This window comes from Sphaerisporangium sp. NPDC049457 (assembly GCF_055586705.1).
This window is the reverse complement of sequence record NZ_JBVJHR010000003.1, coordinates 273,551-300,336: the sequence shown is the minus strand read 5'-3', so window position 1 is coordinate 300,336 and position 26,786 is coordinate 273,551. Positions and strand designations below refer to the sequence as shown.

20 protein-coding genes are annotated in these 26,786 nt (G+C 70.2%); 19 read left to right on the top strand and 1 reads right to left on the bottom strand.

Going from position 1 to position 26,786, the window contains the following annotated elements; all coding sequences use genetic code 11:
- Positions 1-69 precede the first annotated feature (69 nt).
- From ACZ6QO_RS07295 to ACZ6QO_RS07205, 19 genes are all read left to right on the top strand, one after another.
- Positions 70-1,443: a UDP-N-acetylmuramoyl-tripeptide--D-alanyl-D-alanine ligase gene (locus tag ACZ6QO_RS07295; RefSeq protein WP_465848536.1), complete on the top strand. Its 1,374-nt coding sequence runs from the start codon at positions 70-72 to the stop codon at positions 1,441-1,443.
- On the top strand, positions 1,440-2,498 hold the full coding sequence (gene mraY, locus ACZ6QO_RS07290) for a phospho-N-acetylmuramoyl-pentapeptide-transferase (RefSeq protein ID WP_465848534.1): 1,059 nt from the start codon (positions 1,440-1,442) through the stop codon (positions 2,496-2,498). The genes ACZ6QO_RS07295 and mraY overlap by 4 nt, the downstream gene beginning before the upstream one ends.
- A complete protein-coding gene (gene murD / locus ACZ6QO_RS07285) occupies positions 2,495-3,883 on the top strand; it encodes a UDP-N-acetylmuramoyl-L-alanine--D-glutamate ligase (protein WP_465848532.1) in 1,389 nt (462 codons plus the stop codon). The genes mraY and murD overlap by 4 nt, the downstream gene beginning before the upstream one ends.
- Positions 3,880-5,268, top strand: coding sequence for a putative lipid II flippase FtsW (ftsW, locus tag ACZ6QO_RS07280; RefSeq protein ID WP_465848531.1), 1,389 nt, complete (start codon positions 3,880-3,882; stop codon positions 5,266-5,268). Before murD ends, ftsW begins: the two co-directional genes overlap by 4 nt.
- Entirely contained in the window at positions 5,265-6,356 is a 1,092-nt protein-coding gene (gene murG / locus ACZ6QO_RS07275; RefSeq protein ID WP_465848529.1) for an undecaprenyldiphospho-muramoylpentapeptide beta-N-acetylglucosaminyltransferase, read from the top strand. The genes ftsW and murG overlap by 4 nt, the downstream gene beginning before the upstream one ends.
- The gene (gene murC, locus ACZ6QO_RS07270; RefSeq protein ID WP_465848528.1) at positions 6,353-7,762 is read left to right on the top strand and encodes a UDP-N-acetylmuramate--L-alanine ligase; all 1,410 of its coding nucleotides are present in this window, start codon (positions 6,353-6,355) and stop codon (positions 7,760-7,762) included. The genes murG and murC overlap by 4 nt, the downstream gene beginning before the upstream one ends.
- Positions 7,759-8,430 (top strand): cell division protein FtsQ/DivIB, encoded by a 672-nt coding sequence (locus ACZ6QO_RS07265; protein ID WP_465848527.1) that lies wholly within the window; start codon positions 7,759-7,761, stop codon positions 8,428-8,430. Before murC ends, ACZ6QO_RS07265 begins: the two co-directional genes overlap by 4 nt.
- Before the next feature lie 235 nt (positions 8,431-8,665).
- Positions 8,666-10,111 carry a cell division protein FtsZ gene (ftsZ, locus tag ACZ6QO_RS07260; protein WP_465848526.1) on the top strand — a complete coding sequence of 482 codons (1,446 nt, stop codon included), beginning with the start codon at positions 8,666-8,668 and terminating at the stop codon, positions 10,109-10,111.
- A 172-nt stretch (positions 10,112-10,283) separates the two neighbouring features.
- Positions 10,284-10,994, top strand: a complete 711-nt coding sequence (locus tag ACZ6QO_RS07255; protein WP_465848525.1) for a YggS family pyridoxal phosphate-dependent enzyme — start codon at positions 10,284-10,286, stop codon at positions 10,992-10,994.
- Between the two features lie 107 nt (positions 10,995-11,101).
- The gene (locus ACZ6QO_RS07250; RefSeq protein WP_380851027.1) at positions 11,102-11,611 is read left to right on the top strand and encodes a cell division protein SepF; all 510 of its coding nucleotides are present in this window, start codon (positions 11,102-11,104) and stop codon (positions 11,609-11,611) included.
- A gap of 82 nt (positions 11,612-11,693) precedes the next feature.
- The gene (locus tag ACZ6QO_RS07245) at positions 11,694-11,984 is read left to right on the top strand and encodes a YggT family protein (protein WP_465848524.1); all 291 of its coding nucleotides are present in this window, start codon (positions 11,694-11,696) and stop codon (positions 11,982-11,984) included.
- Positions 11,985-12,032: 48 nt separating this feature from the next.
- Positions 12,033-12,902, top strand: a complete 870-nt coding sequence (locus tag ACZ6QO_RS07240) for a DivIVA domain-containing protein (protein ID WP_465848522.1) — start codon at positions 12,033-12,035, stop codon at positions 12,900-12,902.
- Positions 12,903-12,946: 44 nt separating this feature from the next.
- Positions 12,947-15,142 (top strand): hypothetical protein, encoded by a 2,196-nt coding sequence (locus ACZ6QO_RS07235; RefSeq protein ID WP_465848520.1) that lies wholly within the window; start codon positions 12,947-12,949, stop codon positions 15,140-15,142.
- A gap of 648 nt (positions 15,143-15,790) precedes the next feature.
- Positions 15,791-22,594, top strand: coding sequence for an RHS repeat-associated core domain-containing protein (locus ACZ6QO_RS07230; protein WP_465848519.1), 6,804 nt, complete (start codon positions 15,791-15,793; stop codon positions 22,592-22,594).
- Between the two features lie 13 nt (positions 22,595-22,607).
- Positions 22,608-22,997, top strand: coding sequence for a hypothetical protein (locus ACZ6QO_RS07225; protein WP_465848518.1), 390 nt, complete (start codon positions 22,608-22,610; stop codon positions 22,995-22,997).
- A gap of 45 nt (positions 22,998-23,042) precedes the next feature.
- Positions 23,043-23,270, top strand: a complete 228-nt coding sequence (locus ACZ6QO_RS07220; protein ID WP_465848516.1) for a hypothetical protein — start codon at positions 23,043-23,045, stop codon at positions 23,268-23,270.
- A gap of 224 nt (positions 23,271-23,494) precedes the next feature.
- Positions 23,495-23,992 carry a hypothetical protein gene (locus ACZ6QO_RS07215; protein WP_465848514.1) on the top strand — a complete coding sequence of 166 codons (498 nt, stop codon included), beginning with the start codon at positions 23,495-23,497 and terminating at the stop codon, positions 23,990-23,992.
- An 862-nt stretch (positions 23,993-24,854) separates the two neighbouring features.
- Positions 24,855-25,340, top strand: a complete 486-nt coding sequence (locus ACZ6QO_RS07210; RefSeq protein WP_465848513.1) for a DUF2975 domain-containing protein — start codon at positions 24,855-24,857, stop codon at positions 25,338-25,340.
- Entirely contained in the window at positions 25,340-25,561 is a 222-nt protein-coding gene (locus ACZ6QO_RS07205; RefSeq protein WP_465848511.1) for a helix-turn-helix domain-containing protein, read from the top strand. The genes ACZ6QO_RS07210 and ACZ6QO_RS07205 overlap by 1 nt, the downstream gene beginning before the upstream one ends.
- Before the next feature lie 414 nt (positions 25,562-25,975).
- Here the strand turns inward: ACZ6QO_RS07205 and ACZ6QO_RS07200 are convergent, their stop codons facing one another.
- Positions 25,976-26,779, bottom strand: coding sequence for an SAM-dependent methyltransferase (locus tag ACZ6QO_RS07200; protein ID WP_465848510.1), 804 nt, complete (start codon positions 26,777-26,779; stop codon positions 25,976-25,978).
- Positions 26,780-26,786: the final 7 nt, after the last annotated feature.

Here is a 26,786-nt window from a genome sequence, read left to right as displayed (position 1 = left end):
GGCGCCCCGTGCGAGGCGCCGGCCCTCCCGACACGCACGGACAGCTTGTATGGAGAGTAGGGAAAACGAATGATCCCGTTGCCGCTGGCGAGGATCGCCGAGGTGACCTCGGGCGCCCTCGCGGGCATGGCCGACCCGCGCGCCGTGGTCCGCGGGCCCGTCCTCATCGACTCGCGCGCCGCCGAGCCGGGTTCGCTGTTCGTGGCGATCAGAGGAGCACGGTCCGACGGGCACGACTTCGCGGCCCAGGCCTGCCAGGCCGGCGCGGTCGCCGTGCTGGCGAGCCGGCCCGTCGAGGCGCCCTGCGTGGTCGTGGGCGACGTCGTGACGGCGCTCGCCGACCTCGCCGCCGCCACGGTGGCCGAACTGCCGCAGGCCACCGTCGTCGGCGTCACAGGGTCGGCGGGCAAGACCACCACCAAGGACCTGCTCGCCAGGCTCACCGCCCGCATGGGGCCCACCATCGCCCCGGCGGGCAGCCACAACAACGAGATCGGCCACCCCCTGACGGTGCTGCGGGCCGACGTGGACACCCGCTTCATGGTGCTCGAACTGAGCGCCCGCGAGGAGGGCCACATCGCCTACCTGGCCCGCATCGCCCCGCCGCAGGTCGGCGTGGTGCTCAACGTCGGCACCGCGCACCTCGGCGTGTTCGGCGGGCGCGAGCAGATCGCCAAGGCCAAGGGCGAGCTGGTCGAGGCCCTGCCCGCCGGCGGGGTCGCCGTGCTGAACGCCGACGACCCGTTCGTGCGGGCCATGGCCGAGCGCACCCAGGCCCGCGTCAGCTGGTTCGGGCGCTCGGCCGAGGCCGGCGTGCGGGTCGAGGACGAGACGTCCGACGAGCGCGGCCGGGCCTCCTTCACCCTGCGCACGCCCTCGGGCGCCGCGCGGGTGCGGCTGCGCCTGTACGGGGCGCACGCCGTGCAGAACGCCCTGGCGGCCGCCGCGGCCGCCTACGAGCTGGGGCTGCCGGTCGCGACCATCGCCGAGGAGCTGTCGGCCGCCGAGCCGGCCAGCCGCTGGCGCATGGAGGTCACCGACCGCCCCGACGGCGTCACCGTGATCAACGACGCCTACAACGCCAACCCCGACTCCATGCGGGCCGCCTTCGACACCCTCGGGGTGCTCGGCAAGGACCGCCGCAAGTACGCCGTGATCGCCGCCCTGCGCGAGCTGGGCGACGAGAGCGACGCGCTGAACGAGGAGATCGGCCGGGTCGCCGCGCAGGCGGGCCTCGCGGGGCTGTGGGTGGTCGGGCAGGCCCCCTGGCCGGTGCTGGCGGGCGCCAAGGGGGCGCAGGCCGTCCACGTGCCCGACGCGGCCGCGGCGGCCGCCGAGCTTTCGGCCAGGCTCGCCCCCGGCGACGTGGTGCTGATCAAGGGGCCGCGCGCCGAAGGCCTCGAACGGGTCGCCGAAGCCCTGCTCGGCGGTGACGCCCGATGAGGGACATCCTCGTCGCCGCAGGGGTGGCTCTGCTGCTGTCGATGCTCGGCACCCCGCTGGCGATCAGGCTCTTCAGCCGCAGGGGGTACGGGCAGAACATCCGCGAGGAGGGCCCCTCAGGGCACCACGAGAAGCGCGGCACCCCCACCATGGGCGGCACGGTCATCGTGATCGCCGCGCTGATCGGCTTCGCGTGTTCCCACCTGGCCACGCTGACCCCGCCGACGGCCTCGGCCGTGCTGGTGCTGTTCCTGATGGCCGGGCTCGGCACCGTCGGCTTCCTCGACGACTTCATCAAGATCTACAAGCAGCGCAGCCTCGGCCTGCGCAGCGGCGCCAAGGCGCTCGGCCAGCTCGTCGTCGGCGCCATCTTCGCGGTCCTGGTCGTGCAGTTCAAGAACGCCTACTCGATCACCCCCGCCGAGACGCGGCTGTCGTTCCTGCGCGACTTCGGGCCCTCCATCGGCATCGTGGTGTTCACCATCTGGGTGCTCATCATGATCGTCGGCTTCTCGAACGCCGTGAACCTCACCGACGGCCTCGACGGCCTGGCCAGCGGCGCCACCGGCGCCGTCCTGACCGCCTACGTGCTGATCGGCAACTGGCAGCTGCGCAACAGCTGCCTCAACCAGCTCGGCCCCAACTGCTACTGGGTGCGCGACCCGCTCGACCTGGCCGTGGTCGCCGCCGCCGTCCTCGGCGCCCTCGTGGGCTTCCTGTGGTGGAACGCCCCGCCCGCCAAGATCTTCATGGGCGACACCGGCTCGCTGGCCCTCGGCGGCGTGCTGGCCGGGCTGGCGATCACCACCCGCACCCAGTTCCTGCTGTTCATCCTGGCCGGGCTGTGCGTCGTCATCACCGCCTCGGTGATCATCCAGGTCGGCTTCTTCAAGATGACCGGCAGACGGGTCTTCCGCATGGCGCCCCTGCAGCACCACTTCGAGCTCAAGGGCTGGGCCGAGACCACCATCGTGGTCCGCTTCTGGCTCATCGCCGGGCTTTGCGCCGCCGCCGGCCTCGGCCTGTTCTACGTCGAGTGGATGCCCAAGGCATGACCATCTGTGTCACGGGTCTGGGCGTCTCCGGGGTGGCGGCGGCGCGCAGCCTGCTGCGGGACGGCGAGCGCGTCGTGGTGGTCGAGACCCGCGACGGAGAGCGGCAGCGGGCGGCGGCGGCCGAGCTGGCCGAGCTCGGGGCGCAGGTGAACTTCGGCGGCGCGCTGCCGGAGGACGCCTCCCTGGTGGTCACCTCGCCCGGCTGGCGCCCCGACCAGCCGCTGCTGGTGGCGGCCGCGGCGCGCGGCGTCGAGGTGATCGGCGAGGTCGAGCTGGCCTGGCGGCGGCGTCCCCCCGGCGCCGCCCCCTGGCTGGCGCTGACCGGCACCAACGGCAAGACCACGGCCGTGCGCATGCTGACCGCCATGCTCAGGGCGGCCGGGCACGCCGCGGCCGCCGTCGGCAACGTGGGCACGCCCATCGTCGAGGTCGTCGAGCAGCCCTACGACGTGCTGGCGGTCGAGCTGTCCAGCTTCCAGCTCCACTGGTCCTCCACCCTCGCGCCACACGCCGCCGCCGTGCTGAACGTCGCCGACGACCACATCGACTGGCACGGCTCCATGCAGGAGTACGCCAGGGTCAAGGGCCGCATCTTCGAGCGCGCGGGCGTGGTCGTGCACAACGCCGACGACGCGTGGTCGGCCCGCCTGGCCGCCCCGTACGCCGCGCAGGCGGGCGGCGGGCCGCGCACGGCCGGGTTCACCCTGGAGGTGCCCGCGCGCGGGCAGCTCGGCGTCGTGGAGGACCTGCTCGTCGACCGCGCGTTCGTCGACGACCCCGACCACGCCGCCGAGGAGCTCGCCACGCTGGCCGACGTCCGCCCGTTCGCGCCGCACAACGTGGCCAACGCGCTCGCCGCCGCCGCGCTGGCCCGCGCGTACGGCGTGCCCGCCGCCGCCGTGCGGCAGGGCCTGCTCGATCACGTGCCCGACCCGCACCGCATCGCCCACGTCGCCCGGGTGGCCGGCGTCGACTACGTGGACGACTCCAAGGCCACCAACCCGCACGCCGCCGCCGCGTCGCTGGCCTCCTACCCGTCCGTCGTCTGGGTCGCCGGGGGGCTGCTGAAGGGCGCCGACGTCGGCGACCTGGTGCGCCAGGCGGCGGGACGGCTGCGCGCGGCGGTGCTCCTGGGCGCCGACCGGGCACGAATTCGCGAGGCGCTGGCGCGACACGCGGCGAATGTTCCGGTCGTGGAGGTCGAGGGGCAAGACACTGGGGTCATGGACCGTGTCGTGACCGAAGCCGCCCGGCTGGCCTCCCCGGGGGACACCGTGCTGCTCGCCCCCGCGGGCGCCTCGCTGGACATGTTCGCCGACTACGGAGCCCGTGGGGAGGCGTTCGCGACAGCCGTGCACCGCCTGGCGACCTCGGGCGTGCGATGAGCGACGCCGCCATCGTCCCAGGCGCCCCGGGCGCTCCCGGCGCCCCGCACGCCGACGGCAGGGCCGCGGGCGGCGGCGCGGGCGACCCCGCGGCCGCCGCGGGCCGCGGGTGGGGGCACGAGCGGCTCACCGCGCTCGGCAAGCTGCTCGACCGGCCGCTGACCTCCTACTATCTGCTGCTCGGCTGCAGCGCCCTGCTGCTCACGCTCGGGCTGATGATGGTGCTGTCGGCCTCCAGCATCAAGGCGCTGCAGCTCACCGGCAACCCGTTCTACTGGTTCCTGAAGCAGTCGACGTCGGTCGCCATCGGCCTGCCGCTGATGTGGGTCTGCTCACGGCTGCCGCCCCGGTTCTTCCGGCTCGCCGGCTACCCCCTGATGGCCATCTCCATCATCGGCCTGATCATGACGGTCTTCATCGGCCGCACCGAGCTCGGCGCCCAGCGGTGGCTCGACATCGGCGGGTTCACCGTCCAGGCGTCCGAGCCGGCCAAGCTCGGCCTGATGCTGTGGGGGGCCGACCTGCTGGCACGCCGGGCCAAGGGCGGCCTGATCGAATGGCGCCATCTGCTGCTCCCGCTCATGCCCGGCACCGCGATCATCGCGATCCTCGTCATGCTCGGGCGCGACCTCGGCACCACCGTCGTGCTCATGCTGATCTTCCTCGCGCTGCTGTGGGTGGTGGGCGCGCCGCTGCGGCTGTTCGGCGGCATCCTGGCCCTGGCCACCATGGCCACCGTCATCATGATCAGCGTCGAGGGCTACCGCTCCGACCGCATCGAAGGGTGGCTGGACGTCTGGGGCAACGCCTCCGGCACCGGCTACCAGGCCGCCATGGGGCAGATCGCGATGGGCTCGGGAGGCTGGTTCGGGCTCGGCCTGGGCAGCAGCCGGCAGAAGTGGGGCCGGGTGCCGCACGCCGAGAGCGACTTCATCTTCTCCATCCTCGGCGAGGAGCTCGGCCTGATGGGCACCCTCGTGGTGATCGCCCTGTTCGGCCTGCTGGGGTACGCCGGGCTGCGCGTCGCCTCCCGGGTCAAAGATCCCTTCATCCGGCTGTCGGCCTCCGCCGCGGTGGCCTGGATCGCAGGTCAGGCCATCGTCAACATCGGCGCGGTGATCGGCGCGCTGCCGATCACAGGCATCCCGCTGCCCCTTGTGTCGTACGGTGGTTCGGCCCTGTTGCCGACGCTCGCGGCGCTCGGCATGCTGTTGTCGTTCGCCAAACGCGAGCCCGGCGCGGCCGACGCGCTGGCCGCTCGTGGACCCGGGCCCGCGGCGAGGGCTCTAAGCTGGCTTGGCCTGGGTCGCCCGCCGGCGGGGGTCCGCCGTCCCGAGCGGCGCAGGCCGACATCGAGGCACGCGGATTTGAAAGGACCGACATGAGGGTGGTCCTCGCAGGCGGCGGTACGGCCGGCCACATCGAACCCGCCCTGGCGCTGGCCGACGCGCTGCGCAGGCTTGATCCGGGCATCGGGATCACCTGCCTCGGCACCGAGCGCGGGCTGGAGACCAGGCTGGTGCCCGCGCGGGGGTACGAGCTGGCGCTGGTGCCCGCCGTGCCGTTGCCGCGCGCCATCACGCCGCAGTTGCTCACGGTTCCCGGCAGGCTGGCGGGGGCGATCAACGCGGCCGCCGGCATCATGGACCGCGTCCAGGCCGACGTGCTGGTCGGGTTCGGCGGATACGTCGCCACCCCGGCCTATCTCGGCGCCAGGCGGCGCGGGGTGCCCATCGCGGTGCACGAGGCCAACCCGCGCCCGGGCCTGGCCAACCGGCTCGGCGCCCGGCTCACCGAGCACGTCTTCACCGGGCACCCCGACGCCTCGCTGCCGCACGCCGAGTACGTCGGCATCCCGCTGCGCCGCGAGATCGTCATGCTCGACCGACTGTCCACCGGCGACAAGGCCAGGTCCTACTTCGGGCTGGAGAACGACCGGCCGACGCTGCTGGTGTTCGGCGGCTCGCAGGGGGCGCGGGCCGTCAACGAGGCGGCGCTCGGCGCCGCGCCCGTGCTGCGCCAGGCGGGCGTCCAGGTGCTGCACGTCATCGGCCCGAAGAACACCGTCGAGGTCGAGCCGCCGCCCGGCGACCCGCAGTACGTGGTGCTGCCCTACGTCGACCGCATGGATCTCGCCTACGCCGCCGCCGACTTCGTGCTGTGCCGCAGCGGCGCCATGACGTGCGCCGAGCTGACCGCCGTCGGCCTGCCGGCCGCCTACGTCCCGCTGCCGCACGGCAACGGCGAGCAGAAGCTCAACGCCGCGCCCATCGTCGAGGCCGGCGGAGGACTGATGGTGGACAACGCCGACCTGACAGCCGACTGGATCCTCCAGCACGTGCTGCCGATCCTGCGCGACCCCGAGCGGGTGGTGCAGATGTCCGACGCCGCCTCCCGCATCGGACGAAAGGACGCCGACACGGTGCTGGCCCGCAAGGTGATGCAGATCGTCTCGGCCGGAGGCCGCCGATGAGCCTGGTCAAACTGATCGAACCGGTCGCCGCCGCCGACCTCGGCCGCGTCCACTTCATCGGCATCGGGGGCGCCGGCATGTCCGGCATCGCGCGCATCCTGCTCAAGCGCGGGGTGGCGGTCTCCGGCAGCGACGCCCGCAGCTCCCAGATGGTGTCCGAGCTGCGCGAGCTCGGCGCCACGGTGCACGTCGGGCACGCCGCCTCCCACATCAAGAACGTCGACACCGTCGTGGTGTCCACCGCCATCCGCGACTCCAACCCCGAGCTGGGCGAGGCGCTGCGCCAGGGGCTGCGCGTCATCCCCCGGGCGGCGGCGCTGGCCGCCGTCATGGTCGGGCGCGCGGGCATCGCCGTCGCCGGCACCCACGGCAAGACGACCACGACCTCGATGCTCACCGTCGCCCTGCAGAAGTGCGGCCGCGACCCGTCGTACTGCGTGGGCGGCCAGCTCGTGACCACCGGCCTGGGCGCCGACGAAGGCGCCGGCGAGGTCTTCGTGGCCGAGGCCGACGAGAGCGACGGCTCCTTCCTCATGCTCGCCCCCCAGGTGGCCGTGGTGACCAACGTCGAGGCCGACCACCTGGACAACTACGGCGACCCGCAGGCGGTGCACGACAGCTTCGCCCGCTTCGTCGAGCGCATCGGCTCGGTCCTGGTGGTCTGCGCCGACGACCCGGGCGCCGCGGCGCTCGTCCCGCTCGCCCGCGCCCGCGGCCTGCGCGTGCGCACCTACGGCGAGGCCGAGGGTGCCGACTTCCGCCTCACCGGCATCGCCCCCGACGGGTTCGGGGTCGTGTTCAGTGTCGAGGGCAAGGGCGATGTGCGGCTGGTCGTCCCCGGCCGGCACAACGCGCTGAACGCCACCGCCGCCCTGGCCGTCGCCGAGGAGCTCGGCGTGCCGTTCGACGAGTTCCGCGACGGGCTGGCCGCCTTCACCGGGGCCAAGCGCCGGTTCGAGGCCAAGGGCGAGGCCGCCGGGGTCGCCGTCTTCGACAGCTACGCCCACCACCCGACCGAGCTGGCCGCCGACCTGCGCGCCGCCCGCGACGTCGTGGCCAGCTTCTCCGGGCCGTCCGGCCGGGTGATCGCCGTCTTCCAGCCCCACCTGTACTCCCGCACCCGCTTCTTCGCCGACGAGTTCGGCGCCGCGCTCGGGCTGGCCGACGAGGCCATCGTGCTCGACGTCTACGGCGCTCGCGAGGATCCCGAGCCCGGGGTCTCCGGCGCGCTGGTGGCGGGCAAGGTGCCGCTGCCGGCCGAGCACGTCGCCTTCGCGCCCGACCGGGCCGCGGTCGCGGGCCTGGTGGCCGAGCGGGCGCGCCCCGGCGACATCGTGCTCACCATGGGCGCGGGCGACGTGACCGAGCTGGGCCCGCACATCGTCGCCGAGCTCGCCTCACGGTGAGCTCGTCGGCGTGGCGCACCGCCTTCGTCGTCCTGCTGTCCTTCGGGGTGGTGGGGGCCGCCGCCTGGCTGGTGTTCTTCTCGCCCGTCCTCGGCGTCCAGCGCGTCGCGGTCTCCGGCGCGGCGGGGACGGCCGCCGACCAGGTGCGCCGGGCCGCAGCGGTGCCCGACCGCCAGCCGCTGGCCACCGTGGACCTCGACCAGGTCCGCCGCCGCATCGCCGCGCTGCGCCAGATCGAGTCGGTGAGCGTCGAGCGCGCCTGGCCGGGCACGCTGAAGGTCCGCGTCGTCCAGCGCCGGCCGGTGGCCGTGGTGCCCGCGGCGGGCAGGGCCGACGTGGTCGACCGGCACGGCGTCGTGATCGAGGCCAGGGCCGCCGCCCCGGCCGGGCTGCCGTCGCTGAGCCTCGGCCGTTTCGCCCCCGGCGATCCCGCCACCGGGGCCGCGCTCGCGGTCGCCGCCGGGCTCCCGGCCGACCTGCGCCACATGGTGCGCACCATCCGCGCGACGACGACACAGGACGTGTCGTTGCTTCTGGCCGACGGCCGTACGATCATGTGGGGTGGGGCCGATCGCACCAAGGACAAGGCCCGTGTGGCGCTCACGCTGCTGCGACGCCCGGCCGACGCCTACGACGTCAGCTCGCCGGACGTCGTGACGGTCGAGTGACGAGCCCCACAGCCGGACGGCCTCCGGCGGGAGCGAAAGGGACAGGGCGCGACACGCCGGACGAGCTTGCGGCGCGGTGAGTTGACCCTGGGGGAGGGGCAACCCTACTGTCCGTATCATTCCTCAGGTTGACATAACTCTAAATCTCAACTTGAGGGTGAGAGTTAAACCAGAAGGTCCGGCACCGTTTCGGGCTTCACGTAATGCAAGTAAACGAGCGGAAAGGCCCCTCGTCGTGGCAGCACCGCAGAACTACCTCGCGGTCATCAAGGTCGTCGGCATCGGCGGCGGCGGAGTCAACGCCGTGAACCGGATGATCGAGGAGGGACTCAAGGGCGTCGAGTTCATCGCCATCAACACCGACGCCCAGGCGCTGCTGATGAGTGACGCCGACGTCAAGCTGGACGTGGGCCGCGAGCTCACGCGCGGCCTCGGCGCGGGAGCCAATCCCGAGGTCGGGCGCAAGGCCGCGGAGGACCACCGCGAGGAGATCGAGGAGGTCCTCAAGGGGGCCGACATGGTCTTCGTCACGGCGGGGGAGGGCGGCGGCACCGGCACCGGCGGCGCGCCCGTGGTGGCCAACATCGCCCGCTCGCTCGGTGCGCTGACCATCGGCGTCGTCACCCGGCCCTTCAGTTTCGAGGGCCGTCGCCGGGCGATGCAGGCCGAGGCCGGCATAGAGACGCTGCGCGACGAGGTCGACACCCTCATCGTCATCCCCAACGACCGCCTGCTGTCGATCTCCGACCGCCAGGTGAGCGTCCTTGACGCCTTCAAGGCGGCCGACCAGGTGCTGCTGTCCGGTGTGCAGGGAATCACCGACCTCATCACCACGCCCGGCCTGATCAACCTGGACTTCGCCGACGTGAAGTCGGTCATGTCCGGCGCGGGCTCGGCGCTCATGGGCATCGGGCACGCGCGCGGCGACGACCGGTCGGTCGCCGCCGCCGAGATGGCCGTGTCCAGCCCGCTGCTGGAGGCCAGCATCGACGGCGCCCACGGGGTGCTGCTGTCCATCGCGGGCGGCTCCGACCTCGGCCTGTTCGAGATCAACGAGGCGGCCCAGCTCGTCTCCAACGCCGCCGCCATGGACGCCAACATCATCTTCGGCACGGTCATCGACGACGCCCTCGGCGACGAGGTCCGCGTCACGGTGATCGCCGCCGGGTTCGACGAGCCCGCGCCAGAGAAGACCGCGGCCCAGCCGGCGGCGCGCACCCAGCCGCCGTCGCGGCCGGCCACAGCCCCGGCGGCGCCCGCCCAGCCGTCCCGCCCGGCCACCTCCGCCTTCGCGGCGCCCAAGAACGAGCCGCCGCGGGCCGAGCAGCGTCCCGCGCCCGTGCGCCCGCTGCCCTCCGCGCAGCCGGCCGCGGTGCCCGACCCGGCGCCGCCCGCCGAGGCGGCGGCTCCGGCCGCCGCGGCGTCCGCCCAGGCCGCCACGCCGTTCACCCGCGAGCCCGCCGCGGCGGAGGCCGCCCACGGCGCGCAGGCCGCCCCGGCCGCGCAGGCGGGCCAGGCCGCGCCCGGCGAGCAGCAGTCACAGGGGCCGGTGTCGATCCCGAGGCCGGCTCCCGAGCCGCCGACGCCGATCACCTCCCGCGTCTCCGAGCCCGCCCGGCGCCGCCCGGTGGTCTTCGAGGAGCAGGAAGAGGAGCTGGACGTTCCTGACTTCCTGAAGTGAGCCCGGCGCGTGCCGCCGTTCCCCCCGGGGGAGCGGCGGCACGCGCATCTCGCCTTGCGTAGCCTGGTGGCGTCCCGTCCCGCGCGGCCGCGGACCGCTCCGCTCGCCGCCCGGGTTCCCGCAGGCGTCCGGCACTCGGCACGCCCCGCACCTCCGAAGTGATCGAACCCCCTTGAACAACCCGAACATCACCCGCCGCGACGAGATCGCGGCCGGCCTGGCCGAGGTCGAACGCCGCGTCGCCGCCGCCTGCGCCGCCGCGGGGCGCGCACGCCACGAGATCACCCTTGTCGCGGTGACCAAGACCTATCCCGCCTCGGACGTGCGCGTCCTGGCCGATTTGGGGGTGGCCGACGTCGGCGAGAACCGCGACCAGGAGGCGGCGCCCAAGGCCCGCGACTGCGCCGACCTGCCGCTGACCTGGCACTTCGTCGGCCAGATCCAGACCAACAAGGCCAGGTCGGTCGTGTCGTACGCCGACGTGGTCCACTCGGTCGACCGTCCCCGGCTGGCGGAGGCGCTGAGCCGCGAGGCGGTCAAGGCGGGGCGGCGGGTCACCTGCCTGGTGCAGGTGGCGCTGGACGACGACCCCGGCCGCGGCGGCGTCGTCCCCGCCGGACTGCCGGCGCTGGCCGAGACGGTGGCGGCGTCCGAGAGCCTCGTCCTCGGCGGCGTGATGGCCGTCGCCCCGCTCGGAGGCGATCCCGGCAGGGCGTTCGCCCGGCTGGCGGAACTTTCATCAGATCTCCGGGCGGATCATCCGGAAGCCACGGTGATCTCGGCGGGCATGAGCGGAGATCTCGACCAAGCGATAGCCCATGGTTCGACACTCGTGCGTGTCGGTACGGCGTTGCTCGGTCGCCGGAAGCCCTTCGTCAGGTAATGTCCCCCCGAGTGGACCTTGATGTCCATGTATCCGAGCAGAGGTCGACAGCGGTGCCTTAAGTTGCCCTTGGGTGCGGCGACCATGAGCAGGAGGACGACGTAGCGATGGCCGGCGCGATGCGCAAGATGGCGGTCTACCTCGGTCTCGTGGAGGACGACCGCTACCCCGACTACGGCAACTACGCCGATGACGACGACTACACCGACGACTACGTCGAGCGCCGTCGCGGCGACGAGCGGGTGCTTGGAACGCCCCAAGAGGGTCAGGAAGAGGTCGAAAGCGCCGTTCCGGCCCCCCGGGCGGGGGCCGCCGTCGTGGAGCGCCGTACGACCGATCTGGCGCGCATAACGACCCTGCACCCTCGCACGTACAACGAGGCGCGCACCATCGGAGAGCACTTCCGCGAGGGCACACCTGTCATCATGAATTTGACTGAAATGGTCGACAGCGACGCGAAGCGGCTTGTTGATTTCGCGGCAGGTCTGGTCTTTGGCCTACATGGCAGCATTGAACGTGTTACCAACAAGGTGTTCCTGTTGTCCCCTGCCAATGTCGAGGTGACCGCCGAGGACAAGGCCCGAATCGCGGAACGAGGGTTCTTCAACCAGAGCTAGAGTTCCACCATGAGCAGTGAACGGCCACGCATGGCCAGTCCGGACCGAGGTCGGCAGATCGGGATGGAGGCAGGACGCGACCGTGGGGATCGTTAGCAACATCTTGGTCACCGTCCTGTCCATCTACCTCGTCCTGCTGATAGGCAGAATGATCTTTGATGCGGTGCAGGCGTTCGCCCGCTCCTGGCGTCCCCGTGGGGTCGTCCTGGTGCTGGCGGAGGTCACGTACACGGCGACGGATCCACCTCTCAAGTTCCTCCGCCGTTTCATTCCGCCCGTCCGGTTGGGTACGGTGGCCTTTGACCTAAGCTTCACAGTGCTGTTCATTGTGGTCTTGGTCATGATCCAAATCGTGTCCGCGCTTCGTTTTTGATCGGGTACCGTCCTCCGGACAGACTCCGAGCGCGCCAAGGAGACCGAAATGCCGCTGACGCCCGCTGATGTGCGGAACAAGCAGTTCAGTACGACCCGGCTCAGGCCGGGGTACGACGAGGAAGAGGTTGACGCCTTCCTGGACGAGGTCGAGGCCGAGCTCGACCGCCTCATCCAGGAGAACGAGGAGCTCCGGGCGAAGCTCACCGAGTGTCTGCGCGGCAAGGTGCCGGGTGGCATGGGCATGAGCATGGCGCCGGCACCGGTCGCCGAGCCCAAGCCCGAAATGATGATGCAGCAGCCTGAGCCGATGAAGCCGCCGGAGCCGATGCGGCCCGAGCCGGTGCCCGTCAACATGGGCATGCCCCCGGCCGAGGACAACATGGACACCGCGGCTCGCGTGCTCGCGCTGGCGCAGCAGACCGCCGACCAGGCGATCGCCGACGCCCGCCGCGAGGCCGACGAGACGGTGACCCGCGCCCGGCGCGAGGCCGACGAGATCCTCGGCAAGGCCCGCCGTCAGGCCGAGCAGATCATCGGCGACGCGCGCGCCCGTGCCGAGACCCTTGAGCGCGACGCGCAAGAGCGCCACCGCCAGGCGATGGGCTCGCTGGTGCAGACCCGCGACGAGCTCGAGCGCAAGGTGGAGGAGCTGCGCAGCTTCGAGCGCGAGTACCGCAGCAGGCTCAAGCTCTACCTCGAGAACCAGCTCGCCGAGCTCAACGTCTCGGCCGAGGGCAGCGGCGGCTTCCCCGTCGTGGGCGCGCAGATGGGCGGGGCTCCGGCCATGTCCCACGCGGTTCCCCAGGGTGGCCAGCAGCAGCTGCAGGGCGCCCCGAACAACCCCTTCGCCCCCGAGCCCTCCCAGCACTCCGGCGCCTTCCAGGGAGTTGACGGCCCGCACAACGACCGCCGTTAAGGTAACGGGTCAGGGCAGTCACCGACCCGCGTCTTGGAGCACCTGTGATCTACGTCAGCGCCATTCTGGTCGTCCTCGCCTTCGGCCTTCTGGTCGCGGGCGTGGTGACCGGGACAGCGGTCCTGGTCATGTGGTCGATCGTGGTCAGCGTGCTGTCCGCGCTCTTCCTGATGATCGGTGCGCTGTTGCGGCGCCACGAGCTGTTCCCGTCCAGTGGCGCTCCGGCGGACGTGGTCCCGTCCATGTCCCCGGTCGGCGCAGGCGTCGGCAGCGGCGTGATGGGGAGCGCCGCGACGGTGGGTCCGGAGCGATCCGGGATGATGGCCGCGCCCGCGGGTCCTCCGCGCGGGCCGTCCTCGCCCCTCGGCCGCCCCATGCCCATGCCGCACCAGGCCACCCCCCTTGGCGCGCGCGGCATCCCCGTGCCGGGGCAGGTCCGGGGGCCGGCCGCCGCGGGCGCGCGCGGCGGGTCGTCCCCCGGGGCGATCGTCCTGGTGGTCCCCGGGCGCAAGCGGTTCCACCTGCCCGGCTGCCGCCAGCTGGCCGGGCGCGACACCGAGGAGCTCACCTACGAGGAGGCGCGCGAGGAAGGCTTCAGCGCCTGCACCACCTGCCTCCCCGACGGCTACAAGCCCTCCGCACCCCCCACCCCTGACCGCCTCTCCACCACCGGCGCCCCCGCCGGACCCTCCTCCCCGTCCGAGCGGACGTCCACCGCCTCCTCGCCGGCCGAACGGACGTCTACCGCCTCCTCGTCCTCCCGCACCGCGGAGCCGTCCGCGTCGCGTCCGGAGTCCGCCCGTCCTTCCGGCACGGCCGCCCTCCGCTCCGAACCCGGCCGCTCGTCCGAGCCGCCCGCCTCGCGTTCCGAGGAGACCGCCCGCCCAGCGGGCGCCCAGCGCGACCGCACGACCGCGGCGACGGATACCGGCAAGGGCCGGGACACGAGCAAGGCCGACGAGAACGACGAGAGCACCCCAGAGTCCGGCCGCACGCCGAACGCCGTGGCAGGCAAAGCCCCCACCACTCCGGGCGCCTCCGGCACCGCCTCCAGCGCCTCCACCGCCTCGTCCTCGCGGTCCTCGTCGTCGTCCTCCGCAAGCGGCCCCCGGTCCGACAGCGACTCCTCGACCGGGTCGGGCTACCGGTCCGACGAGACCCGGCCCGTGTCGCATCTCCGCGGCCGGCCGGCGAAGGAGCAGCAGGAAGAGCAGGCCTCCGGGCGCGCCGGGAGCCCTCTCGGGTCGGTTTCCCCCGACTCCTCCTCATCCCGCCCGTCCGACTCCTCCTCATCCCGCCCGGCGGCCGGCTCCTCCTCCACTTCTCGCCCGTCCGGGCCCGCGTCCTCCTCCCGGCCGGCGGTGTCTCTTCCGGCGCCGCCGGTGCTCCCGGAGGCGTCCTCCCCCTTCCAGGCGTTCAGACGCCCAGAGCCGCCGGCCGAGCCGTCCAAGCCCGCGACCGAGGCCTCCAGGTCCGAAGCCGAGTCCGCCAAGCCGGCGACGAGGCAGCCTGCCGACCCCAAGACCCCGAAGACCCCCAAGGGCGACGAGCGGCGGTCCGCGGGCGGCGACTCCGACGGGGACGACGCGTCCGTGGTCGTGCTCGGCGGATCGTCCCGCACGGACGACACCTCGCGCAGGCCGGGCGCCCCGGCGAAGGGCGCGCGTCCTGAACCCTCCGGCGACCCCACGACCACGGCATCGGGCACGAGGCCGGCGAGCGCCGCGGCCAAGCCCACCGCCACGGCCAAACCCTCCACCGGCTCTGCGGCGAGCGGCGGGAACACCGCCGCCGCGAAGGACGACGACCTCTCCGACGACGAGTCGGCCGACACCGCGATGTTCCCCGCCATCGGTTCTCCCGAGGCCGAGAAGGAGCGCGCCGCGTCCGCCGGCAGGTCAGCGAGCGGCGTATCCGGCAAGACAGGCGACGGGTCCGGCAAGACAGGCGACGGGTCCGGCAAGACAGGCGACGGGTCCGGCAAGACAGGCGACGGGTCCGGCAAGGGCGACGACAGGCCGGGAAAGAAGGAAGACGGCTCCACGGGCGCGCCGGACAAGAACCCGGCCGGCGATCGTCCCCGTCCGGGCATCGTCAAGGTCATCCCCGGCACCCGGCGCTACCACAGCGCCAACTGCCCGCTGATCAAGGGCTCGGACGCCGCGACACTGGAGACGATGTCCCGCGCCGACGCCGAGGCCACCGGCCTCACCCACTGCTCGGTCTGCGAGAATTACTGACCTCCACCGCCCGGACGCCGCAGCCGTTCACGACGCCGGTCGGGAGGGTCCGCACGCACGATCGGACTGGGCCCGCCGTCCGCCGTGAACGCTCGCCCGTTGTGCACTAGGCCGTCGGTCGACTTCGGCGAGGTGAGCTACGCCCCGCACCGGCCGCCGGGCACGATGCCCGGGCACGACGCCTAGGCGTGGTCGTGCGCGCCGCCGTCGACGGGACGGGTCCTGCCTGTGGGCGGTCGCGTGATCGCGTTCGGGCCGGGGGCGTGGACCGAGCGTGCCGCCTTCGCGACCGACACCCCGGCCGAGGTCCCGCAGTGCGTCGACGGCCTCGCGACGCCGGAGCGCCACCGTGACTCCTGAACCACCTGCCGATCAGGTGGCGAGACCACACCGGCTCGTTGGTCAAGGTGTTCCGGTGGACTGGCGGAAAGTCGACACGATGAACCGTCCAAGTCCATTACCGGACGCCGATGTCCGCTGCTCGCGGCCTTGCCATCACTGAGTGTGGTGATGGAACGACGGACGCCCGCATTGACGAGCCATTCGCTTTTAATGAAGATGGCCGCGTTTGATTCGTTTATGTCGGCTTTATTTGTGTCGCTGAGCTGTGGCGCCACGGGTTGACGGGGTTGTTCCGGAGGGTATGGCGTGCGTCTTCAGCGTGCTCAAATCTGGTTGTTCGCGTTCGTCGCCGTGGTGTTGCTCGCGAGCACTGTCGGAGTGATCACCGACTTGGTGTCGCCGTCGCTGGACGCGGTGTCGCAGGAGCGGTCGGTGGAGGGCCGGGCGATCCGCAGGGTCGCCGATGTGCAGGGGGTCGAGGATGCCCCGCCTCCGGCGGTGAAGGCCCCCGCGCCGGTGTGGCCGCGCGAGGGAACGGCCGAGGTGGCCGTCGGCACCACGACCGCCAAGGTCGCGGGCCTGCCGGTGTCGGTGGCCCAGGCCGGAGCGGGTTCTGCGGCCAAGGTGCGAGTGGAGACGCTGGGCGCGGAGCTGGTGCGGCGCTTGGGCGGTACGGGGGTGGGGGTGCGGGTCGGCCGGGCCGACGGTGCCGCCTCGCCAGGCAGGGTGCGGATCGGACTTGATTACTCGGGCTTCGCCGCCGGACTGCCGCACGGGGCGGCGTCGCGGCTGGGGCTGGTCGAGATGCCGGCGTGTGTGCTGTTGACGCGTCCGGACGCGGGGTGCGTGAAGGCGGCGGAGAGGGCGCGGGTGATCCCGTCTCGCAACGACGCTTCCTCCCGCCAGGTGATCGCCGATGTGGATGCCGCCCCCATCGGGTCGCCGGCCGCCGGGAGCGTGTACGTGCTCGCTGCGACCGCGGCGGCGGGAGACCCGGGGTCGGGGACGACCAACTTCGCGGCCACCGATTTGAAGGCGGCCGGGTCGTGGCAGGTGGGCCTGTCGGGTGGCGGGTTCTCCTACTCCTATCCGATCCCGGTGCCGCCGCCGGTTGCCGGTGAGGCTCCCGAGTTGGCGTTGTCGTACTCCTCTTCGGCGATCGACAGCCTGACGAACTACACCAACAACCAGGCCTCGGTGGCGGGCATGGGCTGGGAGGTCTCCACCGGGTTCGTCGAGCGGCGGTTCCGGCCGTGCTCGGACGACATCGCCGAGACGAACAAGAACCCCGACCAGCGCAACTGGAAGCATCTGTGCTGGGAGTCGCCGGATGAGAACGACGGGGATTCGGCGACCACCGACTACACCACCTCGCATCTGACGTTGTCGGTGGACGGCAAGTCCTCGGCGATCGTGAAGGACCGCGCCACCGGCGGGTGGAAGACGGTGGAGGACTACGGGTGGAAGGTCTCCTATGTGGTGGACGCCGGCTCGGGGTTGTCGTCCTGGGTGGTGACCACGGTCGATGGCACCTCCTACCGGTTCGGGGCGACCCGGGACGCCAACTGGCAGACCGCCTATGTGGGGGATGACACCGGCGAGCCGTGCCGGTCCAGCTATTCGACCAGCGGCACGCCGGGTCTGTGCAACGCCACCTGGCGGTGGAACCTGGACCAGCAGGTCGACCCGAACGGCAACGTGGTCGACTACACCTACACCCGCGAGCAGAACTGGTACTGCAAGACGGTCGGCGCGTTGTGCCAGCCCAGCAGCGTGTGGGATCCGACGCCGTTCCGGGTGGCCTACGACCGGGGCGGCTACCTGGCCCAGGTCGCCTACGGCCGCAACACAGGCGTGGCCGGTTCCGCGCACACCGCCAAGGTCGTGTTCAACACCGTCGACCGTGGCCAGCCACCGTCGTCAGGGGTGCCGTGGGACAACGACACCCCGACCGATCTGGACTGCCCGTCGGGTTCGCCGGAGGTGATCCGGCCGTGTGACACCCCCGGTCCGGCGTTCTACATCTCCAAGCGGCTGAACACCATCGTGACCTCGGTGTACAACCCGGCCACCGGCGCGTGGGATCAGGTGTACCGGCTGGAGGCCGGTTACAAGTGGGTCTACACCCAGATCCTCCAAGGGCTGCCGCCGGCCGGGCCGGTGCTGTGGCTGGACACCCTGCGCCCGGTCGGCCTGGCGGGCGACGGCCCGGACATCGCCATGCCGCCGGTGGACTTCGAGGCCACCCTGCTGGACAACCGGGCCGACTACGACGAGGCCCAGGGCAAGGCCCGGCTGCGCATGCCCCGGATCTCCTCGGTGTACAACGGGCTGGGCGGGCGCACGGACGTCTTCTACGGCCAGGCCAACCCGTGCCCCTACCCGTCGGGCTACCCGACCACCGGCTGGGACACAGGCGCCCGCGACTGCTACCTGGCCACGCTGGGCACCTACTACGACTCCAACGGGATCTCCCGCACCAGTCGCGCGGTGTACCTGAAGTGGCTGGTCACCCAGACCGTCGAGAAAGACCTGGTCGGCGGTTCGCCCGACATGCCCGTCCGGTACGAGTACCTGGGCACCCCCGCGTGGGCGCGGCCCTTCAACTACATGCGCGCCACCACGCTGTCCGGAGTCGTCTGCAACCCACCGGTCAGCGGCTACTGCAAGGTGCTCACCGAGGACTGGGACGAGTTCCGCGGCTATCAGACCGTGCGCACCATCAAGGGCGCAGGAACCAGCCCTGATGACTACAGCGTCACCACCACCGCCTTCTACCGCGGCATGTACGACGACCCCCGCGCCGACGGCACCACCAAGAACACCCAGGTCACCGACTTCGACGGCAACACCTACAACGACCGCCGGGTCCTGGCCGGCCGCACCCTGCAAGAACAGACCTGGCGCGCCACCACCATCAACGGCACCACCTCCGCCGCGGCAGCCGCAGCCCCGGCCGCGGCACACCCGGCCGCCGCCGGCCCCGTCGCCCCGCCGCAGGCTTCCAGCGCCCGCCCGCAACCCCTCGCCGCCGCAGGAACGCCGGACGGGCAGGCGATCACCGGGCCGAGCGGCGTCCGCCTGATCACCGCCGCCCTCACACCCGCCCGCACCCTGCTGAGCGGCCTGTACGACCTGCTCGGCGCGCGAGCCGTGCCCGCGAACAAGACCCTGTTCGCCTGCACCTACTCCACCTGGCAGCGGTTCGCCTCCTACTCCAAGGGCGCCCGGGTCACCTGGGTCAACCATCACTGGGAAGCCTTGCAGGCCACCGTCAGTGCCGAGCCCGGGGTGGTCACCAACGTCTGGAAAGACCTCGGCAACTGCGCCGTCACCCCGACCCCGACGCCGACTCCCACGGTGACACCGACCGTCACGCCCACGGTCACGCCGACCCCCACCCCCACGCCCCCCGGCGGTCCCGCCCTGGGCGGTTACGTCGAGGTCGGCTCCACCCGGTACGAGTACACCACCGTGTCCACCGGTGACGGCCCCGGCATCTACGACCCGCTGCTGATCAACACCACCCGCCAGGTCACCCGCGAAGCGGTCACCAGCGGTTTCCGCTACACCGACCAGCGCACCGCCTACGACTCCTACGGCCTGCCCACCAAGGTCAACGACTACGGCCAGACCGGCGACGCCACCGACAACACCTGCACGACCACCATCTACGCCCGCAACACCGCCAAATGGCTGCTCGACTACCCGGCCACCGTCGAACGCCGAGCCGGCGACACCTGCACCACCGGCACTCTGCTCGGCAGGACGGTGACGATGTACGACGGCGCCACCAGTCCCACAAGCAACACTCCGACGGTCGGCAACGTCACCCAGACCCGCGTCTACAGCAGCGACACCGAATACGCGACCACAGGCACGGGGTTCGACGGCTATGGCCGGATGACTTCGACCGTCGACGCGGCGAACAAGACCACCAGGTTCGACTACATCCCGCCGACCGGGTGGCCTGTGAACGGTGTGGTGACGACCAATCCGCTCGACCATACGACGACCAGCTGGCTGTCAGCACTTCATGGTCAGCCGGTCAAGACGCGCGACGCCAACGGCAACGACACGTTGATCGACTACGATTCGCTCGGCCGGACCAGCGCGCTGTGGACTCCGCAGCAGCCCAAGAGCAGTGGTACTGCCGCAGCGACCATCGCCTATACCGTGCCCTATGACGGCAACCTTGGCCAGCCGACCGGACCGCTCAGGACGACGCTGAACAAGCTGCAGTCCATCGCAGGCGGCACGGCCGCTTGGGTTACTCAGTACACGTACATCGACGGGGTCGGCCGGGTCCGTGAGCAGCAGTCGACATCCCCAGCGGGTGGACGGATCGTCACCGCCACCGCCTACGATGCCCGCAGTCTCACGACCGCTGTCTCTCAGCCCGTCCATAACGCCCAAGCGGCGGGCACTGGGCTACTGAATCCTGCTTTCACCAGCCTGCCCCAGTGGTCCAAGACCACCTATGACGGTGCTGAACGAGCGACCGCACAGATGGCATACACCGGCGCGACCGAGTTGCGCCGGACCAGTACCAAGCACTTCGGCGATCGGTATGAACTGCAACCACCCGTGGGCGGCAAGAGCGTCTACTGGACCGACACCGACGACAGGATTGTCAAAATCGAGGAGTGGTCCGACGCCACGGCTCACAGGGACACCTCCTACACCTACGATGTCGACGGTCGTCTCACCAAGATGGTGGACGCTAGCGGCAACGTCCGTAGCTTCATCTACGACCTGCTTGGCCGGCGAACCAACTCTCACGATCCCGATGCGGGGGACGGTGAGGAGCACTACGACGCGGCCGGACGGTTGAGCTGGACCAAGGACGGTAACGGTCAAAAGCTCTCCTACAGCTACGACGACCTCGGCCGCAGAACCGCGTTGTGGGCTGGAGACGTCGACACCGGGACCAATCTGTCGTCCTGGACCTACGACACTCCAGCCAAGGGCAAACTGGCCTCCTCAACCCGTTACGTCAGCGGTGACGCCTACACCACCCGGGTGAACGGGTACGACGCAATGGGCCGCTCGACCGGCTCAACCCTCATCATCCCTTCCTCCGAGGACCTGTTGGCTGGGGAGTACACCTTCACCACCAGCTACGACACCGCAGGGGAACAGGTCGAGATCGGCATGCCGGCAGCCGGCGGACTACCTGCCGAGAAGGTGACATCGACCTATACCGGTTTAGGGCTCGCCAAAGGGCTTACCTCCGACTACGGCGGCGGTTTCACCTACATCAAGGACACTCGGTACACCCCCACCGCCCAACTGGCCGAGCGGTCCTACGGAGCCGGTGGCAGTATCAAACGTGCGTTGAGCTGGGACACCTCCACTGGAAGGCTGTCGCGGGTCACCACAACCGCCAAGGCCGATACCAGCACCCCTCAGATCGCACAAGACGACCAGTACTTCTACGATGTCTCCGGTCAGATCACCAGGGTTCTGGACTCAGCCTCCATCGTCCCGGGCGGTACGACAGGCCAGTCGGAATGCTTCTCCTACGACGGGCTGCGCCGACTCTCGGCCGCCTGGACCACCACCGCCTCCTCTTGTGCGGGCGGTGTCACGGGGGCTGACGGCCTGGGCATCGACCCCTACAAGCAGCAGTACGGATACGACGCGGTAGGCAATCTCACCACACTGACCGACAACGGCCGGCTCTCCACCTACCATTACCCGGCTGCCGGCGCCACGGCGGTCCGCCCCAACGCGGTCGCTTCCATCGACCGGCCCGGCGGCGGAACCGACACCTACACCTACGACAACGCCGGCCAGCTCAAAACACGTTCTGTGGCGGGTAGGACGGCCGCCTTCGAATGGAATGAACTCGGTCAGCTGGACAGAGCTACCGTCGACGGCCAGGACACCGGGATGGTTTACGGCGCCGACGGTGAGCGTCTTATCCGCCGTGATCCGGGCGGGAAAATCACCCTCTACCTCGGCCCAATGGAAGTCGAGCTTGCGGGCGGCAAGCTCACTGGCAAGCGGTACTACACCGGCCCTGACGGATCCATCGTCGCTCTTCGCAGCGGCGGCGCAGGTCTGAAGTGGCTGGCATCAGGACTCCAGGGCAGCCAGCAGCTGGCCATCGATGACACCACCGGTGAGGTGAACCGGGAACGCTACCTGCCCTACGGTAAGCGCCGCGGTATTGACGACCTGCCCTTCACCGACCACGGCTTCCTCGGCAAGGTCGAAGACGACTCCACCGGCCTGAACTATCTGTCCGCCCGCTACTACGACCCCACCATAGCCAAATTCGTCACCACGGATCCGCTTCTGGATCTCACCAAACCGCAGTGGGCGAACCCCTACAGTTATGCCGGCGACAATCCGATCGGGCTTTCCGACCCCACAGGTCTTCGGCCTGAACCCGACAACGGCAACGCCGGCGCATGCAGCAAACCCAACAGCCTGGCGTGCGCCAAGTACAAGGCCGCCGTCGCCAAGAACAAGGTCCGCGACTGGCAGAAGCAACTCCTCGATGCACTCCTCGCCTTGGGGAAGATCGCTGCGGACGAACTCGGCATCACCGCCGGCATCAGCTGTCTGACCACCGGGGACTTGGACTCCTGCGGTGAGACGGCTCTCAATATTCTCGGGTCACTCGCAGGCGGTCTGGCAGCGAAACTGGGTGCCAAGTACGCCTTGCCCTGGAAGTGGAAGAAGGGCGTCAAGCTCGCCAAGTCGATCTGGAAACATGCCGACAAAGCCATCGCCGCCTTCAAGGGGTGGCTGAGATCGAAGGATGAGCTGAAGGCAGCGGAAAGAACCGTAGAGAAGTTGGCGAAGGCCTGCAGCTGCGGCTGGGATGATTTGGCGGATGAATTCGACAAGCTCGGCCGTGGCAGGCAGAGCCATGTTCGCCTGGTGGACTCCGAAGATGACCTGAGGGCGCTCTTCGACAAGTGGACCAAGGATGGCGAGTCGCTGCCTGGCTATGGGGCGAAAATTCCAGAGCGGTACAAACTGCCGGACGGCACTGAGATACAGTGGCGTACGGCATCGAAATCCGAAGGTGCTACAATCGATATTCGCCTCCCGAACGGGAGACTGCTCAAGGTGCACATCCGGCAGACCAATTAAGGTGTATGTCCCGTTGAACGAGCATGTCCGCGCTTTGATGGCAGAGGTTCTGGACGAGGGGCTGGATGATTGGGTGACGCTCGGCCATGTGATGTATCGAGCGACGATCGTGTCCGGCGCCGGGCCTGGCGAGTCGAGGAAGGCGGCACTGAGCGCGCTGGAAGTTCTCCTTGAGAACGCCCTGGCTGTTGCCGGAAATATCGGAGATTCTGGATTCGAGGCCTGGGATTTGAGTCCCCGTCAAGCCTTCGAGCGGATTTTGAGTGAAGGCGAGAATCGAAACTGGGTGTTCGGCCTGACGGATGTCTGGCTCGCCAACACCGAAAAGGGTGACGACTTGGCCCGGTTGATGCTGGCCGAGGGGCAAGAAGCTATTGATCGCTTCATGGAAACGGGACCATGATTCTCTCGCGCCGGTTGTCAACCTCGAAGACGGGGAACCTCGGCGGTGGATGACTATTGGCAGGAGTCCGAAGGATGGCGTCATGAGCTTGTGCCGTACGCGAATCTTCTGACCGCCTTCATAGCAGGACAACTGTTCCAGGCGCTTGACGGCCTGGTTGTGGGTCCGGGCGACGGGCAGCGCGGTGCGCTGGTGGTTCGTGAAACTCTGGTGGTCGATCACGAGGAAGTACAGATGACGTGTTCGGCGCCGATCCGCCGGCCTCATCGCTGAGCGGAGGCGCGATTCGCTATGGAGGCGTGCGACAGGGTCACACCGCCGCCGCTGGGACGGCAGTGTCGCGGGGCACTCTCGTTCTCCACGGCGGTTTCCGTCATCAGGGGCACCTCCCTTACATCGTCAGATCCGCAGTTGATCAGACACTCCCGATCTCGGCTCGAAGACGACGCGGATGGCACGTACGACTACGAGGGAAAGACCTGGGTGCACTGTTAGCGATGGAGCGGACCGTGTATGGGTTCAGGGTCACCAAGTATGATCCGCGGCATCGTGATGATCAGGGACGGTTTCTCGGTGATGAGTGGACATCGGTCTCGGACGTGGGAAAGACCTTCGGCGGTGCTGTCCTGACAATGGAGGGCTACGCGGAGACGGAGGCGGCGTACCTTGGGGCCATCAGGCTCTTCGCGCGCGACTCGTCCGTGCGGACACTGCGGGTCCGGGAATTCGAACCCGGGCCGGATGGGAAAGGTCCGGACCACGTGAGGTCGGGCGCCCGGCTGTCGCTGGACGAGTCCATCGACGTGGTGCAGCACGTGTTGCGCGAGCATTTCTGGTGCAAACTGGAGGACGACGCTCGGTTTCGGGTGCACTTCGGATACGACTACTACATGTACATAGAGAGCGCGTGCGACTGCGACCGCGCCGTCCAGGAGGTCCGCGCCTCCGGACTGTTCGTGGAACCGGACTTCAGGAGCCCATACGGCCTCCACTAGCGATCCTTCCCGAACTCTGAGCCGCTCTCAGACCTTGCGCGCCACGGCGCCGTACAGCCATGACGACATGACGATCGGCCGGCCCATGGGACTGGGAGATGAGGCGATTGGATTGGGAGAACGGCGGCGATCTCATCGGGTGTGACGATCCGGGGGAGGTCGCGGCCGCTTTCGAACGAGGCGAGCGGCACGTCGGGGTAGCGCTCATAGGGGTCTCCTTGTCGGTGCCCGACGCGGGCAGGGTGGGTCCGCTGGTGCTGCGTGCCCTGCGTTCGGACAGTCGGGAGACCCGCCTGCAGGGACTGACCGCTCTGAGCCACATGGTTCGGATCACAGGTGAGGTCGATCGGTCGACACTCGGGCTCCTTCGCCTGCTGATGCGGAGTCCCGATCCGGAGGTCAGGGAGCATGCCGGCTGGGTCTCCGGATATGTCTGGATCTCCGTCCCGCACCTGCGGCTGCCGGCCTGGTTGTGGGTCCGGGCGACGGTTCGCCGGGTGCGCTGGTGGCTTGTGAATTGCTGGTGGGCGACCACGGGGAAGTACAGGTGACGTGCTCGGCGCTGATCCGCTGACCGCATGGTTGAGCGGAGGCGTGTTTCGCCGTGGAGCCGTGCGGCACGGCTACGCCGCCGCGCTCGCCGGACGCGCGATCCGGTGGAGCTTCGGCCACCCCAGCCACCCCGGCCGCCTCGCCACCCGAAACTCGACAAGATCCAGACGGTTCGCGTGAACGCCAGGTCATGGGAGGGGTGGCGGCGTCCCGCCATAGTGCGAAACCACCGCCGGCCCGCTACGTCAGCCCTTGCTCTGTCTATCGATATTCGATAGATTTTCATCGTAAATCGATGGAAGGACGGATCATGGGAAAGCTGGCAGTACGTGCGCTTCGCGCCGTGCTCGTGGTGGTGTTCGCCGGCACCGTGTTGATACAGGCAGGGATGGTGGGGATGTTGGCCACCCATCCGGAGAACGGGTCGCTCCCGCTGACCGCGCTACGCGTGATCACGATCTTGGGCATGGTGTCGGTCCAGGTCGCGCTGGTCAGCGTGTGGCGGCTGGTGACGATGGTGCGACGCGGAACCGTCTTCTCCCACGCCGCCTTCCGGTACGTGGACGCCGTGATCGGCGCGATCGTGGCGGCCGCCCTCCTGTGGTTCGCGGTCACGGCACTCAATGCGCCGGATCAGCGGGACGACCCGGGCGTCACCGTCATCATGGGCGGCATCGGCCTGGCCATCCTGGGGGTCGCGCTCATCGTGCTCGTGCTGCGGATGCTGCTCGCCCAGGCCGTCGCGCGCGACGCCGAAGCGGCGCGGATGCGGGCCGAGTTGGACGAGGTGATCTGATGCCGATCGTCGTCGACATCGACGTGATGCTGGCCAGGCGGAAGATGTCCGTGGGCGAACTCGCGGACCGCGTCGGGATAACGCCCGCGAACCTGGCGGTACTCAAGAATGGCCGCGCTAAGGCGGTGCGCTTCGCGACGCTCGCCGCGCTCTGCGAGGTACTCAAGTGCCAGCCGGGCGACCTGCTGCGCTGGGAGACCGAGGACGCCGCGGGCGGGTGACGACGGACGTCACGCGACTACAGCGAAGCCCTGGGGCCACGGGCCGCCGCTATGGTTTCGTGCCGGGCGACGGTCCGCGGTCTACTTCCTCGTGATCGCCCACCGGAGTTTCACGAACCACCCGTACGAACGACGTGCCCGGCACCGACCGGTGACCGCATGGCCGGGTCGGTGCCGGAGCGTCCGCCGATGACGCCGCTCCACTGTCGCGCACCCGCCGGAGAAGAGACGAGGGACGATCCGAAGTCGAGGCCGCGCCATCGCCGCCGGCCGGATCGTCCAGGACGCGGAAAACGCGACCACTCGGGCCTTGGAAGATGCCGCGCGGTGGGAAGCATGAGGGGAGGTGCGATCGGTGGACTCCTGTGGGCGGACTTTGCGGGCCGTGAGGAAGGGCGAAGGGATCGGACGGGGTCAGTCTTTGCGGGCGACGGCGCCGTAGAGCCATTTGGTGGCGGCGGGGGCGGGGTCGTCCGGGTCGGGGTGCCAGGCGTCGATGGTGACCAGGCCGGGGTCGACGAGGGTGAAGCGGTCGAAGAAGCGGGCGACGTCGGCGTGCTCGCGGAAGTAGATCGGGGTCGGGGTCGAGGCGTAGACGGACTCGATCTTCTCGACCGCCTCGACAGGGTGGCCGTCCCGGGTGACGTGCGTCGCGGCGATGTGGCTGCCGGGGGCCAGGGCGTCGTGCAGGGTGCCCATGATGCCCTCCTGCTCCTCCATGGTGAGGAAGTGCACCATCGCGATGAGCAGGACGCCGACCGGGGCGTCGAAGTCGATGAGCTCGACGGTGTCCGGGTGGCCGAGGACCTCCTCCGGGCGGCGCATGTCGGCGCCCGCTACGCGGGTGTTGCCGTCGGTGGCGAGCAGGGCGCGGCCGTGGGCGAGCACGATGGGATCGCGGTCGACGTACACCACCCGGGCGTCGGGGATGACCGACTGGGCGATCTCGTGGGTGTTGCCGGCGGTGGGCAGGCCGGAGCCGATGTCGATGAACTGGCGGATGCCCTGGCGGGCCATGTGACGCACGGCGCGGCGCAGGAACGCGCGGTTCTCCTGGGCGAGCAGGCGGATCTCCGGCATGGCCTGCTCCACGCGGTCCACGGCGGCCCGGTCCACCGCGTAGTTGTCCTTGCCGCCGAGGTAGTAGTCGTACATCCGGGCGACGCTGGGCCGGGTGGTGTCGATGTCCGCGGGGATGGAGGGGTCCAGGTCGGCCAAGGCGGTC

Coding starts and splice junctions, on each gene's coding strand:
- ACZ6QO_RS07210 (WP_465848513.1), top strand. CDS start 24,855: ATGGGAAAGCTGGCAGTACGTGCGCTTCGCGCCGTGCTCGTGGTGGTG.
- ftsW (WP_465848531.1), top strand. CDS start 3,880: ATGAGCGACGCCGCCATCGTCCCAGGCGCCCCGGGCGCTCCCGGCGCC.
- murD (WP_465848532.1), top strand. CDS start 2,495: ATGACCATCTGTGTCACGGGTCTGGGCGTCTCCGGGGTGGCGGCGGCG.
- mraY (WP_465848534.1), top strand. CDS start 1,440: ATGAGGGACATCCTCGTCGCCGCAGGGGTGGCTCTGCTGCTGTCGATG.
- ACZ6QO_RS07295 (WP_465848536.1), top strand. CDS start 70: ATGATCCCGTTGCCGCTGGCGAGGATCGCCGAGGTGACCTCGGGCGCC.
- ACZ6QO_RS07205 (WP_465848511.1), top strand. CDS start 25,340: ATGCCGATCGTCGTCGACATCGACGTGATGCTGGCCAGGCGGAAGATG.
- ACZ6QO_RS07240 (WP_465848522.1), top strand. CDS start 12,033: ATGCCGCTGACGCCCGCTGATGTGCGGAACAAGCAGTTCAGTACGACC.
- murG (WP_465848529.1), top strand. CDS start 5,265: ATGAGGGTGGTCCTCGCAGGCGGCGGTACGGCCGGCCACATCGAACCC.
- ACZ6QO_RS07250 (WP_380851027.1), top strand. CDS start 11,102: ATGGCCGGCGCGATGCGCAAGATGGCGGTCTACCTCGGTCTCGTGGAG.
- murC (WP_465848528.1), top strand. CDS start 6,353: ATGAGCCTGGTCAAACTGATCGAACCGGTCGCCGCCGCCGACCTCGGC.
- ACZ6QO_RS07215 (WP_465848514.1), top strand. CDS start 23,495: ATGGAGCGGACCGTGTATGGGTTCAGGGTCACCAAGTATGATCCGCGG.